A 14392-nucleotide genomic window follows, 5' to 3' on the forward strand; every position below is an offset into this window, starting at 1 on the left:
TTACTGCGTCAAAAAATCATTATTCATTTCCATTCCAGTATGTAAAGTGAATCCTGGAACGAGACAGGCAGGGAGGATCCGATGGCCGAGACCAAGTCCATTGGCGAGAAAACACGACGCAGCGTTTTGGGCGATGCCCATGTCGACCGGTCGATCGCCGCCAAGACCGCCTTCGATGCTCCGTTTCAGGATCTGATCACCGTAAGCGCCTGGGAAGGCCTGTGGTCGCGGCCGAACTGGAGCAAGCGCGACCGTTCCATCGTCACCATCGCGCTGCTGGCAGCGCTTGGCCACGAGGAAGAGGTCGCCATGCATGTCCGTGCAACGGTCAACACCGGCGCCACCGAGGATGACATCCGCGAGGCGCTGATGCATGTGGCGATCTATGCCGGGGTGCCCGCCGCCAACACCGCCTTTCGCATTGCCAAACGGACCCTGGCCGAAATGAAGGCAGAACAGGGAGGAGCCAGCACATGAAGAACAGCCAGCCATCCGTCGCCAACTATTTCACCCGGGACCGGGCCTGGCATCCGCAAGCCTATGCGCCAGGCTACAAGTCATCGGTGCTGCGCGCCCCGACACGTGCATTGATTGCCTTCGGCAATTCCCTGTCGGAAACATCGGGCCCGGCCTTTGGCCATGACATCATCGGTCCGCTCGACAATGACATGATCCTCAATTTCGCCCAGCCGGGCGAGAGCGCCATCGGCGAACGCATCATGGTCCAGGGCCGGGTGCTAGATGAGCGCGGCCAGCCGGTGCCCGGCGTGTTGCTCGAATTCTGGCAGGCCAATGCCGGCGGCCGCTACCGTCACAAGAAGGATGGCTATCTGGCGCCGCTGGACCCGAATTTCGGCGGCTGCGGCCGCACCATTTCAGGCGGCGACGGGACTTACGCCTTTCGCACCGTCCGCCCCGGCCCCTACCCCTGGCCCAATGGCCCGAATGACTGGCGCCCGGCCCATATCCACATTTCGGTCTTCGGCCATGGCTTCGCCCAGCGGCTGATCACCCAGATGTATTTCCAGGGCGATCCGCTGATCCCGATCTGCCCGATCGTGCGCACCATCAACGATCCCAAGGCGATCGAGCAGTTGACCGCGCGGCTCGACATGAATGCATCCGCGCCGATGGATGCGCTGGCTTACCGCTTCGACATCATCCTGCGCGGCAGCCGCTCGACGCTGTTTGAAAACCGGCTGGAGGGCAATTGAGATGACACACCCGACCGACACGCCGCTCTATCCGTTCAAGGAATCCCCGTCCCAGACCGCCGGCCCTTATGTCCATATCGGCCTGACACCGAATTTCTGCGGCATCTCCGGGGTCTATGACGCCGATCTCGGCACCGCCATGGTCGATGACAGGACCAAGGGCGAGCGGATCACGCTGCAAGGCAGGGTCATTGACGGCGCCGGCAATCCGCTCACCGATGCGCTTGTCGAGATCTGGCAGGCCGATGCGGACGGACGCTATCCCGACGGCAGAGAGCCCGGATTTTCCGGCTGGGGCCGCGCGCCCGCCGATGCCAAAACCGGCATGTTCCGCTTCGACACCATCAAGCCCGGCCGGGTCTCCTATCCCGACGGCCGCATGCAGGCGCCGCATATCAACATCTGGATCGTCGCCCGCGGCATCAATCTGGGCCTTAACAGCCGGATCTATTTCGAGGACGAGGCCGAGGCCAATGCTGCCGATCCGGTGTTGTTGCGCATGGACCTGCAGGAGCGCGCAGGCTCGCTGATCGCCAAGGGCGGCGGCGGCAGCTACAGCCACGACATTCACCTGCAGGGACCGCAGGAAACCGTGTTTTTCGATATCTGAAAGCGAAGCAAACCATGGCACAATTCATGACGCTGCCCGAAGCGGTGGCGCAAAACCTCAAATCCGGCGACATGGCCGCCTTCGAGGGGTTCACCCACCTGATCCCCCATGCCAGTGCGCATGAGGCCATCCGTCAGGGCATCAAGGATCTCACCCTTGTGCGGATGACCCCCGATGTCGTCTATGACCAGCTGATCGGCATGGGCGCGGTCCGCAAGCTGATCTTCTCCTATGCCGGCAATCCCGGCGTCGGCCTGCTCCGGCGCTTGCGCGATTCGGTCGAGAACGGCTGGCCCAACCGGATCGAGATCGAGGAACATTCCCACGCCGCCATGGCCAATGCCTATGAGGCAGGTGCCGCGGGTCTGCCCTTTGCCGCCTTCCGCGGCTACAAGGGCGCCGAACTTGCCGGGGTCAACCCGAACATCAAATCGGTCACCTGTCCCTTCACCGGCGAGGAACTGGCTGCCGTTCCGGCCATCCGCCCGGATGTCAGCTTCATTCATGCCCAGAAGGCCGACCGCAAGGGCAACGTGCTGATCGAGGGCATTGTCGGCGTGCAGAAGGAAGCGGTGCTGGCCGCCAAACGCTCGGTGGTCACCGTCGAGGAGATCGTCGACGATCTCGACAGCCACCCCAATGCCTGCGTGCTGCCCGGCTGGGCCGTCACCGCAATCTGCGTCGTCCCCGGTGGCGCCCATCCATCCTACGCCCATGGCTACTATTCGCGCGACAATGCGACCTATATCGCCTGGGACAAAATCGCCGCCGATCGCGACACATTCCTGGCCTGGATGAAGGACAATGTCCTTGACGCCACGCCTGAGGATTTCGCCGACCGGATCAAACATTTGAGGAGCGCGGCATGAGCGGGACAGACTTCACCTCCACCGAAATGATGACGATTGCCGCCTCGCGGGCCCTGAAGAACACCGATGTCTGCTTCGTCGGCATCGGCGCGCCGTCGGCTGCCTGCAACATCGCCCGCCTCACCCATGCGCCCGACGTCACCCTGATCTATGAAAGCGGCACCATCGGCACCGCGCCCAACGTGCTGCCGCTGTCGATCGGCGATGGCGAACTTTGCGACACCGCCGTCACCACGGTCTCGGTGCCCGAAATGTTCCGCTACTGGCTGCAGGGCGGCCGCGTCACCGTCGGCTTTCTCGGCGCCGCCCAGATCGACCGCTTCGGCAACATCAACACCACTGTCATCGGCGACTATGATCAGCCCAAGACCCGCCTGCCCGGCGGTGGCGGCGCGCCCGAGATCGCGTCCTCCTGCGGCGAGATCTTCATCACGCTGAAACAGTCCAGACGCGCCATGGTCGACAAGATCGATTTCTTCACCAGCTTCGGCCACGGCGAAGGCGGCGATCACCGTGAACGGCTCGGAATCACCACCAAGGGACCGACACTGATGGTCACCGATCTTGCGGTCTGGAAGCCTGATCCGGTAACACGGGAATTCACCGTGGTGTCCCTGCATCCCGGCGTGACGCGCGAAATGGTCCAGGCCGAATGCGGCTGGACGGTGCGCTTCGCCGATGCGCTTGAGGAAACACCCGAACCGACCGGGATCGAACTGACGACGCTGCGCGATCTCAATGCCCGCACAAAAGCCGCCCATTCCGGCGGGAAAACTGGAGAAGCTGCCTGATGGCCGACGCTTTCATCTGTGATTATGTCCGCACCCCGATCGGCCGTTTCGGCGGCGCCCTGTCCGCGGTTCGCGCCGATGATCTGGGAGCCATCCCGATCCGGGCGCTCACCGAGCGCAATCCGGGCGTCGACTGGGCCAGCGTTGACGAGCTCTATTACGGCTGCGCCAACCAGGCCGGCGAAGACAACCGCAACGTCGCCCGCATGTCGGCCCTGCTGGCCGGACTGCCGGTGACGGTGCCCGGCACCACCATCAACCGGCTCTGCGGCTCGGGCATGGACGCCGTGCTGGCCGCCTCCCGCATCATCCGCTCGGGCGAAGCCGAGCTGGTGATTGCCGGCGGTGTCGAGAGCATGTCGCGCGCGCCCTTTGTCATGCCAAAGGCTGACAGCGCATTCTCGCGCAAGGCGGAAATTTATGACACCACCATCGGCTGGCGCTTTGTGAATCCGGTGATGAAAGCCCAGTATGGCGTTGATTCGATGCCGGAAACCGGCGAGAACGTCGCCGCAGATTACGGCATTACCCGCGAAGACCAGGATGCCTTCGCGCTGCGCAGCCAGGCCCGCGCCGGCAAGGCACAGGCCTCGGGCCGTTTCGCCAAGGAAATCGTCGCCGTGACAATCCCGCGCCGCAAGGGCGACCCGATTGTCGTCGACACCGACGAGCATCCCCGCCCCGAAACCACGCCGGAACAGCTGGCCAAACTGCCCACGCCGTTTCGCGCAGGCGGCTCGGTCACCGCAGGCAATGCCTCCGGCGTCAATGACGGTGCGGCGGCCCTGATCATTGCCAGCGAAGCCGCGGCCAAGAAATACGGCCTGACGCCGATCGCCCGCATTCTTGGCGGCGCAACCGCCGGCGTCGAGCCGCGGATCATGGGCATCGGCCCTGCCCCGGCCAGCCAGAAGCTTTGTGACCGGCTCGGTCTGCGGCCTTCCGACTTTGGCGTGATCGAGCTCAACGAAGCCTTTGCCAGCCAGGGCATCGCCGTTCTGCGCCAGCTGGGTCTCGACGAGGACGCCGATCACATCAACCCCAATGGCGGCGCCATTGCGCTGGGCCATCCGCTCGGCATGTCCGGCGCCCGCATCACCGGCACAGCCGCACTCGAACTCGGCATCCGCAATGAAAAACTGGCGCTGGCTACCATGTGCATCGGCGTCGGCCAGGGCATCGCCATTGCGCTGGAACGGGTCTGAGATGACCACTGGCGGACAGGGCTGGACCTCCGGACTGTTCCGGGATCAGGAGCTCGCCGGGCAGTTTTCGGATGCGGCCATGTTCGCCGGTTTCGCCCGCTTCGAGCAGGCGCTGATCAATGCGCTTGCCGAGGCCGGCCTCGTCGAAGCCGAGGACGCAGGGCGGCTGGTCAGCCAGATTGCCGGCTTTGAACCCGATCACCAAGCCATTGCCGAAGCTGTCGTTCGCGACGGGTTGCCGGTGCCCGACTATGTCCGGCAGTTGCGCGCCCATGTCTCCGGGCCGGGCAGTTCGATGCTGCATCACGGCGCCACCAGCCAGGACCTGATCGACACCGCCACGGTTGAGGCGCTGGCCAGGACCAGCGACATTCTCGCCGCACGGCTCGACGCGCTGCTGGCGCTGATCGCCGACCGCCAGAGCAGCGATGGCGGCCACAGGTTGCAGGCCATCACCCGGATGCAGGCGGCACTTCCATTTGAAGCCTCCGCACGGCTTTCGGCCTGGATGCACCCGCTTGAAGATCTGCGCGAACGGCTGACGGAACTCACTCAGCGCAGCCGGGTTCTGCAATTCGGCGGCGCCGTCGGCGATCTTCAGGCGCTTGGCGACAAGGCGCCCATCATCGCGCAATCGCTGGCAAAGCAGCTTGATCTTTCCTGGCCCGGCCACAGCTGGCATTCCGCCCGCGGGCCCGTCATGGCGCATGCCAACTGGGTGTCGGAACTCAGCGGTGCGCTTGGCAAGATCGGCCAGGACCTGGCGCTGATGGCGCTGCGCGGCGGAGAAGATATCGCCCTCTCCGGTGGCGGTTCGTCCTCGGCGATGCCGCACAAGCAGAACCCGGTGACCGCCGAGTTGCTGGTCACATTGGCCCGCTACAACGCCACACAGATCTCCGGCATGCATCAGGCGCAGATCCACGAAATGGAGCGCTCGGGGGCTGCCTGGATGCTGGAATGGATGATCCTGCCCAATATGTGTGAAACCGCCGGCGCCGGCCTGACGGCAGCCTGTGGCCTGTTTCAATCCATAGAACGCATCGGAGAGCCGTCTTGAAGACACTGTCCACCCAGGTCTGCATCATCGGCGCCGGCCCCTCGGGCCTGCTGCTGGGCCAATTGCTCAATGATGCGGGCATCGACACCATCATTCTCGAACGCTCCAGCCTCGATCATGTGCTGGCGCGGGTGCGGGCCGGCGTGCTTGAACAGGGCACCGTGCAATTGCTCGAACAGGCCGGCGCCGGCGCACGCATGCGCGCCGAGGGCCTGCCGCATGACGGCTTTGCCATCACCCGCGAAAACGACACCCATCGGATCGATCTCGCCCGACTGACCGGCGGCAAGAACGTCATGGTCTATGGCCAGACCGAGGTCACCCGGGATCTGGTCGACCGTCGCGCCGAAACCGGCGGCATCACCTATTACCAGGCCGACTCCGTGCAGCCGCACGAGTTCGACAGCGCCACGCCGCATGTCACCTGCCGCATCGGCGGCGAAGAGGTCCGGATCAACTGCAGCTTCATCGCCGGCTGCGATGGTTTTCACGGCGCCAGCCGCCGCGCGGTGCCCGAAGGCGCGATCCAGAGCTTCGAGAAAGTCTATCCGTTCGGCTGGCTCGGCATTCTCTCCGAAGTGCCGCCGGTCAGCCATGAACTGATCTATGCCAGCCATTCGCGCGGCTTTGCATTGTGTTCGATGCGTTCGATGACGCGCAGCCGCTATTACATCCAGTGCAACGCCGGCGACAGCGTGGACGCCTGGTCCGACGCACAATTCTGGACCGAATTGCGCCGCCGGCTGCCGCCGGAAATCGCCGAATCGATGGTCACCGGGCCGTCATTTGAAAAATCCATCGCACCGCTGCGCTCCTTCGTTGCCGAACCGATGCGGTTCGGCAGCCTTTTCCTGGTGGGCGACGCCGCCCATATCGTGCCGCCGACCGGCGCCAAGGGGCTCAATCTGGCAGCCTCCGACGTGCATTACCTGTTCGAGGGGCTGCGCTCCCACTTCCTTGAACGCGATGATTCGGCTCTTGACGCCTATTCCCAACGGGCGCTGACCCGGGTGTGGCGCGCCGTGCGGTTTTCCTGGTGGATGACCACGATGCTGCACCGCTTTCCCGAGCAGGCGCCATTCGAGACACGCATTCTCGAAACCGAACTCGGCTACACCCTCGACTCCGAAGCAGCCAGGGCAGCCCTTGCGGAAAACTATGTCGGCCTGCCTTACTGAAGCCCGTTTTTATAAGTCTGTTCAGCTTGTATTCAGCATAATCTGACAATGATGCACTCATTGTTATTTGAGCCGCAGGTTGACCCAAGATGACGACACCCCGATTTCGTTTCGCCGCAGCGCTTCTTGCCGTCGGCGTTCTCGCCACTCCGCAGGCTTTTGCCGCTCCGCTGGACGGACAGCGCATGGTTCTCGTCGACACCGACGGACGCTTGATGCGCGAGATTCCGGAGGCCGGTTCGGTGCGCATCGTCATCGACAACCAGGGCCGCCGCCTGCTGGTGGACAACTGGAACCAGGTCATCGGCTTCGAGGTGCCGGCCTGGCAGTACCGTGATCAGGCTGGGCAGCGCGGCAATGGACGCCGGTTTGACCGCCAGGCTGAGGCATCGCCCTTCCCGGAGCGGCCGCTGCCGCCGCGCGAGCGGTTTCAGCGCGACGATTTTGCCTCGACACCATCGGGCGCTGGCATCGAGCGCCGCGATCTCAACCCGATGACCGGAACGGTTCCCGCAACTCCGGAGGTGATCGAAGCCCCGGCTCCGGAGACACCACCGGCGGCCAAGCCGCAACAGGCCAAGGGGCCTGCCTTGTCAAAGGCGCAAGTGGCCGCATTGCAGGTCTTTCTCGATCGCAATGGCGTGTCCCCCGGCGTCATTGACGGCCGCATGGGTTCCAATGTCACCAAGGCGCTGGACGCCTGGTTCGAGGAGACCGGCGAACGCATCGACCCTGCAGATACCGACCTGATCGTCAGCCGCCTGGCAGCCGGCGGCGGGCTGGCCTTTACCACCTATACCATCACCGCCGAAGACGCCGCGGGCCCGTTCATCGCCTCGATCCCGTCCGACTATGCCGAGAAGGCGCAGCTCGAGCGCCTCTCCTATACCTCGACAGTGGAAATGCTGGCCGAGCGGTTTCACATGGACGAAGACTATCTCAAGGCGCTCAATCCCGGCGTCGATTTCACCCTGCCCGGTGTGCAGATCAAGGTGGTGGGCATCGGCGAGGAGAAGACCGGCGTCGTCACCCGCATTGTCGCCGACAAGGCCCGCAAGCAGGTGCGCACCTATGACGCGTCGGGCAAGCTGGTCACGGCCTATCCGGCCACCATCGGATCGAGCGACACGCCCTCGCCCTCGGGCGAAGTCACCGTCGAGCGCGTGGCCCGCAATCCGGGCTACACCTACAATCCGAAGATCAATTTCAAGCAGGGCGACAATGACAAGATCCTGCAGGTACCACCCGGACCCAACGGCCCTGTCGGCTCGATCTGGATCGCGCTGTCCAAACCCACTTATGGCATCCACGGCACGCCCGACCCCTCGACCATCGGCAAGACTGCCTCGCATGGCTGTGTGCGGCTGACCAATTGGGACGCGGCCGAACTGGCCGGCCTGGTGGCGCCGGGCGTTACCGTCAGCTTCATCGACTGAAATCGGCAAGACCGGTCAGCACCGGGGCCGAAGCGTCACCGGTGCTGATCGACCAGGATCGGATTGCCGTCGGGATCGGTGATGATGAAGCTTGCGGGTCCGCTGCCTGTCTCGTCGGCCTCGGTGTCAAAGGCGACGTCCCCGGCCTTGAGCTGCTTCTGCAGCTCGCGCACATCGGTGAAATCGTCGACCGGCCGCGCGCTGGTGTTCCAGCCGGGATTGAAGGTCAGGATGTTCTTTTCGAACATGCCCTGAAACAAGCCGATGATGCAGTCGCCATTCTTCAGGATCAGCCAGTTCTGCTCGGCTTCGCCGCCGGTCACTTCAAAGCCGAGTTTCTCGTAAAACGCCCGCGAAAGGGCCAGATCCTTCACCGCGAGACTGATTGAAAACGCGCCAAGCTGCATGGGGTGGTTCCTCCTCGTTTGATCCATGATAGACGATTTCCGGCCCGGACACATCGCGGCGAGAGCGCATTGCGATCAGCTTGGCGCGGTTTCGATCCACGACCCGATCAGCCCTGCCACCAGATCCGGCTGCTGGTGGCAGATCCAGTGATCCGCATCGGCCACATGATGCACCGTCAGATCGGCGGCAAACTCTTCGAGCCCCTCGATACAGACCGGCAGCAACGCGGTGTCCTCATCGCCCCAGATCAGCAGATGCGGGCAGCGCACCACCAGCCTGTCACGCGGCAGCGGCGGCAGATCGGTCAATGGCTCGCCGGGACTGGCAACCTGCAGCGGCGAGGCCCGGTACCAGTTGATCATCGCCTTGAGCCGCCCGGGGCGTGACCACTCGGCCTTGTAAAGCTTCAGCCGCTCCGGCGTCAGCCAGCTCAGATCCATCCGCGCGGAAAACAGCTTCCATAATTTTTCGAACTCATTGGCCGACAGCCGGTCTTCGGAGCCCTCAGTGCGCAAGACGTGGATATAGTGTGAGGCGCTGGTTTGGGCGCCGCCGGCGGCCAGTTCACGCTGGAATGGCACCGGATGCACCCCGTTGATGATCACCAGCTTGGACACCAGTTCCGGCCGGAACATCGCCAGCCCATAGGCCACCGCCGCGCCCCAGTCGTGGCCGACAACCGTGACCGGTCCACCCAGAACGTCGATCAGAGCCGCCATGTCGCTGACCAGATGGCGCAAGCCATAGGCCTCGACCTCGGGCGGCGCCCAGCTCTGGCCATAGCCGCGCTGGTCGGGCGCGATGCAGCGATAGTCCGCCGCCAGCCGCTCGGCGACCTCGCTCCAAGCCGCGCCATATTCGGGAAATCCGTGCAGAAACAGCAACACCGGCGCCTGCGCACTGGCCCCATTCGAGATAATGGAACGGGTTGCCGTCAAGCTCGACGAAACGGTGTGCAGGCGCGTGCATCAGCTCTCCTCTTAAGGGCTTAGGGCAGGCGTCGTGCGGTCCGGCTGGTCTGGTGCGAGGGCCGGGTTTCGGCCTAGCTCAGCGTCCGCCGCACCGCGTCGCGCCAGCCCTTAAGTTTGGCGTTGCGGGTCTTGTCATCCATCTGCGGCTTGAACTGGGTGTCGAGCGCCCAGGCCTTGGCGAATGCCTTCTGCTTGGGCCAGACCCCTGCCCGCTGCCCGGCGAGCCAGGCAGCCCCAAGCGCGGTGGTTTCGAGAATGGTCGGACGGTCCACCGGCGCGTCGAGAATATCGGCGAGCCGCTGCATGGTCCAGTCCGAGGCGACCATGCCGCCATCCACGCGCAACACCGTGTCGGCGTCCGAACTCTTCCAGTCCTTGTGCATGGCGTCGAGCAGATCGCGGGTCTGGTAGCACACCGCCTCAAGTGCCGCGCGGGCAAACTCCGCCGGTCCGGTGTTGCGGGTCATGCCATAGATCGCACCGCGCGCCTCGGCATCCCAATGCGGTGCGCCAAGGCCGGTGAATGCCGGCACCAGATAGACATCCTGGGTCGGATCGGCTTCGGCCGCCAGATCGCCGCTGTGCTCGGCCTTCTTGATCACCTTGATACCGTCACGCAGCCATTGCACGGCTGCTCCGGCAATGAAGATCGAACCTTCCAGCGCATAGGTGACCTTGCCGTCGAGCCGGTAGGCGACCGTGGTCAGCAGCCGGTTCTTCGAGCGCACCATGTCCGCGCCGGTGTTGAGCAGCGCAAAACAGCCGGTTCCATAGGTCGATTTCAGCATGCCGGGCTCGAAACAGGCCTGCCCGATGGTGGCCGCCTGCTGATCGCCGGCGACGCCGAGGATCGGGATTTCCGCGCCAAAGAGTTTCTGCTCGGTGACACCGAAATCCGCCGCGCAATCTTTCACTTCCGGCAGCATGTCAGCCGGGATCCGCAGGATCTTGAGCAGTTCCTCGTCCCAGTCCTGGCTTTCGATGTTGAACATCAGCGTGCGCGAGGCATTGGTGGCGTCGGTGACGAACGACTTGCCGCCGGTCAGCCGCCAGATCAGAAATGTGTCGATGGTGCCGAAGCAGAGTTCGCCGCGCGCCGCCCTGGCCCTTGTTCCTTTCACATTGGCCAGCATCCACGACAGCTTGGTGCCGGAGAAATAGGGATCGAGCAGCAGCCCGGTCTTGCGGGTGAAGGTCTTTTCCAGATCCTGGCGCTTGAGCTTTTCGCAATAGGAGGCGGTGCGCCGGTCCTGCCAGACGATCGCATTGTGGATCGGCTTGCCGCTGTCGCGCTCCCAGACCACGACGGTCTCGCGCTGGTTGGTGATGCCGATCGCCGCAATGTCGGAGGCCTCGAGACCGGCCTTTTTCAGCGCCTGCCGCACTGCCCAGACCACGGTTTTCCAGATTTCCTCGGGGTCATGCTCGACCCAGCCCGACTGCGGATAATATTGCGTGAACTCTTTCTGGGCGCTGCCGGCGATGCGCATATTGCCGTCAAAAACGATGGCGCGGCTCGAGGTGGTGCCCTGATCGATCGCCAGAATATATCCGCTCATGCTGTCCTCCAATGCTTGGCGCATTTGATCCGAATTCGCGCCCTGCGGAAAGCCCGTAGCTGCGCGACGGACACTATTCCGACCGTTTTTCCGCCATATAGGTCTCAAGCGCTGCCACTTGCGCTGCATCGAGCCGCAATCCGCGCTTGGTGCGCCGCCAGATCACGTCTGCTGCCTCCAGCGCCCATTCCTGCGCCATCAGATAATCGACCTCCAGCGCGTAAAGCCCATAGCCGAAATCCTGCCCCAGGTCCGCCATGGCCTTGGCCTCGCCGAGCAGCACCCGCGCCCGGGTGCCGTATTGGCGGACATAACGCCAGGCCTGCGCCGGTTCGAGAAACGGATAGGCCGCCTGCACTTGCGCCACCTGGGCATCGAACCCGTCGGCGGGAAAATCACCGCCCGGAAGTGCGGCGCGATGGGTCCACGGCGCTGATTTCTTGCCGAGCCGGTCCTCGATCAGCTCCAGCATCGATTCGGCCAGCTTGCGCGAGGTGGTGATCTTGCCGCCGAAGATATTGATCAGCGGCGCGCCGTCGGCCGGATCGGGCTTGAGCACATAGTCGCGCGTTGCCTCCTGGGCGGCCGATGCGCCGTCATCATAGAGCGGGCGGACGCCGGAATAGGTCCAGACAATGCTCTCGCGCTCGACCGGCCTGGCGAAATATTCGCTCGCCGCGGCGCAGAGATAATCGATCTCCGGATCGGTGATCACCACATCCTTGGGATCGCCCTGGTAATCCTGGTCGGTGGTGCCGATCAGGGTGAAATCCTGCTCATAGGGCAGCGCGAAAATGATCCGCCCGTCGCCATTCTGGAAGATATAGGCGCGGTCATGATCATGCAGTTTCGGCACCACGATGTGGCTGCCCTGCACCAGCCGCACATTGTGCGCATCATTGTGGCCGACAACGCCCGACAGGATCCGGTCGACCCAGGGGCCGCCGGCATTGACCACCAGCCGGGCCCGAACGGTCTCGCGCTTGCCGGTGGCGCGGTCGGCAATGGTCACCACCCAGATGTCGTCCTGGCGCTCGGCCGAGACAACTTCGGTGCGGGTGCGGATCACGGCCCCGCGGTCGGCGGCGTCACGGGCATTGAGCACCACCAGCCGGGCGTCATTGACCCAGCAGTCGGAATATTCAAAGCCCTTTGAAAAGATCGGCTTCAGCGGCTTGCCGACCGGTGACGATTTAAGGTCCACCGTTTTTGTGCCGGGCAGAAGCTTGCGGGTGCCGATGTGGTCATAGAGGAACAGGCCGAGCCGCAGCAGCCATGCCGGGCGCATCTCCTTGTGATGCGGCAGCACGAAGCGCATCGGCCAGATGATATGCGGCGCATTGGCGAGCAGCACTTCGCGCTCGCTCAGCGCTTCGCGCACCAGCCGGAACTCGTAATATTCGAGGTAGCGGAAGCCACCATGGATCAGTTTCGACGACCAGGACGAGGTGCCGGAAGCCAGATCGTTCATCTCGGCCAGAAACACCGAATAGCCGCGTCCGACAGCGTCGCGGGCTATGCCGCATCCATTGATACCGCCCCCGATGACGAAAACGTCGTAGAGCCTGTCATCCCCCATTGGTTTCTCCCGTCACGCGAGGTACCTGCGACATTTTTGTAATTCGAAACAATAGCGAATGTCAAAAGAAAACAAACGAAAGCGAAACAATGCATCGCGCGCCTGTTGAAAGCCTGCTCAGAACACCGCTTCGGCGATCATCAGCCAGACCCCGGTTGTTGCCGCGGCAAATGCCGTGCCCAGTGTCATCGAGCTTGAGGCCAGCCGCTGGCCGGTGCCCAGGCGGTTGGCGATCAGCCAGCAATTGACCCCGGCCGGCAGCGAGGCGGCGGCCACCACCACCTTGGCCTGCAATTCGGGCAAGCCCAGCAGCAAGGCCATGCCGAGCCCGACCGCCGGCATCAGCATCAGCTTCAGCATCACCAGCGAAATCGCCTGCGGCACCTGCCCACGAATGCCATAGCCGCGCAGCGACACCCCCATGGCAAACAGCGCCAGCGGACCGGCAATGCCGCCGAGACTGGCGATCACCCGGTCGGCCACCACCGGAAGTTCGAGGCCGGAGATCCGCACCAGAAAGCCTGACAGGATGCCGATGATCAGCGGATTGGAAAACAGCTGCCGCAGGAACCCGCTGACCAGCGCCACTACCGATTTGGTCCCGGTGCTGGCGCCATCGCGCTTGAGCGCCCATTCGAACAGGATCACCGAGGCGCCCATCATCACCGGCATGTGCACCGAGACCAGCTGCGACAGGATCGCCAGCCCGCCTTCGCCATAGACCCCGCTCATGAACGGGATGCCCAAGAGCACCAGGTTGGAAAACCCCGCCGTTACGCCTGCCACCACGGCCGAGCGGGCATCGCGGCCAAAGCCTGCGCGAATGACGAAATGCGCCGAGACCCAGGTGACCAGCACCGAGGTGAAATAGGCCGCCCACAGGGCCCAGGGCGCGCCGTGATCAAAACTCGCCGTGGCGATGATGCGAAACAGCAGCAGCGGCACGGCGATGGTGAAGACGAAATCCGACAGCCCGTCGCCGGTCTCCGGCCTGATCAGCCGCACCGCGGTGGCGCCATAGCCGATGGCAATCAGCGTGAAGACAACAAGGATGGTTTCGGCGAATGGAGGCATCGGCGGGAGACTCAGCTGCATGGCGGGACCCTGTTCATAGACTGTGCAGGCGATGGCGCAAAGCGGCGGGGGTGGATTGAGCTTTCGAGGCGAATTGAGGGCGGAGCAAGCGAGTTCTTTTGCGCCCTTCCCAAACCAGCGGCCTCGCGTCATCGGCCGTAACTGATCGCGAGATGTCTCATGTCTTCGTCATGCCGGGCCTGGACCCGGTATCCAGTGGCGAGCGTCTGCGAGCCGAAAAGACTCCTTTCGATTGGCCGATGAGTCATTCCACGGCGCGGACGCGCCGTGACTGGACCCCGGATCGGGGTCCGGGGTGACGGAAGCTGTTGAGCGCTGAACTTCACGACCGGGCGTTTTGCCCTTGCTCCACCCCAAAACCCCGCACGCGAAACATCTTCGCCGGCGGTGTGGGGTATTCGGGGCTTTCCGGTCGCA

Annotated in this window: 14 protein-coding genes; 9 read left to right on the forward strand and 5 right to left on the reverse strand. The window is 63.8% G+C overall.

All coding sequences use genetic code 11. The features are described 5' to 3' along the window. The first annotated feature begins 81 nt into the window (after positions 1-81). The 9 genes from pcaC (at position 82) to OEG82_RS17785 (ending at position 8363) form a co-directional block, all read left to right on the forward strand. Positions 82-477 (forward strand): 4-carboxymuconolactone decarboxylase, encoded by a 396-nt coding sequence (gene pcaC / locus OEG82_RS17745; RefSeq protein WP_267613715.1) that lies wholly within the window; start codon positions 82-84, stop codon positions 475-477. Then, positions 474-1214, forward strand: coding sequence for a protocatechuate 3,4-dioxygenase subunit beta (gene pcaH / locus OEG82_RS17750; RefSeq protein ID WP_267613716.1), 741 nt, complete (start codon positions 474-476; stop codon positions 1212-1214). Before pcaC ends, pcaH begins: the two co-directional genes overlap by 4 nt. 1 nt (position 1215) lies before the next feature. After that, the gene (pcaG, locus tag OEG82_RS17755; RefSeq protein WP_267613717.1) at positions 1216-1824 is read left to right on the forward strand and encodes a protocatechuate 3,4-dioxygenase subunit alpha; all 609 of its coding nucleotides are present in this window, start codon (positions 1216-1218) and stop codon (positions 1822-1824) included. A 14-nt stretch (positions 1825-1838) separates the two neighbouring features. Then, the gene (locus OEG82_RS17760; RefSeq protein ID WP_267613718.1) at positions 1839-2693 is read left to right on the forward strand and encodes a CoA transferase subunit A; all 855 of its coding nucleotides are present in this window, start codon (positions 1839-1841) and stop codon (positions 2691-2693) included. Beyond that, positions 2690-3484 (forward strand): CoA-transferase subunit beta, encoded by a 795-nt coding sequence (locus OEG82_RS17765; protein ID WP_267613719.1) that lies wholly within the window; start codon positions 2690-2692, stop codon positions 3482-3484. The genes OEG82_RS17760 and OEG82_RS17765 overlap by 4 nt, the downstream gene beginning before the upstream one ends. Further along, complete coding sequence (pcaF, locus tag OEG82_RS17770; RefSeq protein ID WP_267613720.1) at positions 3484-4689, forward strand: 3-oxoadipyl-CoA thiolase; 1206 nt, start codon at positions 3484-3486, stop codon at positions 4687-4689. Before OEG82_RS17765 ends, pcaF begins: the two co-directional genes overlap by 1 nt. A 1-nt stretch (position 4690) precedes the next feature. After that, a complete protein-coding gene (locus OEG82_RS17775) occupies positions 4691-5749 on the forward strand; it encodes a 3-carboxy-cis,cis-muconate cycloisomerase (protein ID WP_267613721.1) in 1059 nt (352 codons plus the stop codon). Positions 5750-5754: 5 nt separating this feature from the next. Beyond that, positions 5755-6927 carry a 4-hydroxybenzoate 3-monooxygenase gene (gene pobA, locus OEG82_RS17780; RefSeq protein ID WP_267614991.1) on the forward strand — a complete coding sequence of 391 codons (1173 nt, stop codon included), beginning with the start codon at positions 5755-5757 and terminating at the stop codon, positions 6925-6927. An 89-nt stretch (positions 6928-7016) separates the two neighbouring features. After that, entirely contained in the window at positions 7017-8363 is a 1347-nt protein-coding gene (locus OEG82_RS17785; RefSeq protein ID WP_267613722.1) for a L,D-transpeptidase, read from the forward strand. 35 nt (positions 8364-8398) lie between these two features. On the opposite strand, the gene OEG82_RS17790 is transcribed toward OEG82_RS17785, so the two are convergent. The 5 genes from OEG82_RS17790 to OEG82_RS17810 all read right to left on the reverse strand — a co-directional run bounded on the left by OEG82_RS17790 (position 8399) and on the right by OEG82_RS17810 (position 13975). Beyond that, positions 8399-8770 (reverse strand): VOC family protein, encoded by a 372-nt coding sequence (locus OEG82_RS17790; RefSeq protein WP_267613723.1) that lies wholly within the window; start codon positions 8768-8770, stop codon positions 8399-8401. 75 nt (positions 8771-8845) lie between these two features. Further along, positions 8846-9655 carry an alpha/beta fold hydrolase gene (locus tag OEG82_RS17795; protein ID WP_267613724.1) on the reverse strand — a complete coding sequence of 270 codons (810 nt, stop codon included), beginning with the start codon at positions 9653-9655 and terminating at the stop codon, positions 8846-8848. A gap of 158 nt (positions 9656-9813) precedes the next feature. After that, positions 9814-11301, reverse strand: coding sequence for a glycerol kinase GlpK (glpK, locus tag OEG82_RS17800; protein ID WP_267613725.1), 1488 nt, complete (start codon positions 11299-11301; stop codon positions 9814-9816). A 73-nt stretch (positions 11302-11374) separates the two neighbouring features. Then, complete coding sequence (glpD, locus tag OEG82_RS17805) at positions 11375-12880, reverse strand: glycerol-3-phosphate dehydrogenase (RefSeq protein ID WP_267613726.1); 1506 nt, start codon at positions 12878-12880, stop codon at positions 11375-11377. Between the two features lie 117 nt (positions 12881-12997). Then, positions 12998-13975 (reverse strand): AEC family transporter, encoded by a 978-nt coding sequence (locus OEG82_RS17810; RefSeq protein ID WP_267613727.1) that lies wholly within the window; start codon positions 13973-13975, stop codon positions 12998-13000. Positions 13976-14392: the final 417 nt, after the last annotated feature.

Origin of the sequence: Hoeflea ulvae (genome assembly GCF_026619435.1) — a bacterium.
Lineage (GTDB): Bacteria > Pseudomonadota > Alphaproteobacteria > Rhizobiales > Rhizobiaceae > Hoeflea > Hoeflea ulvae.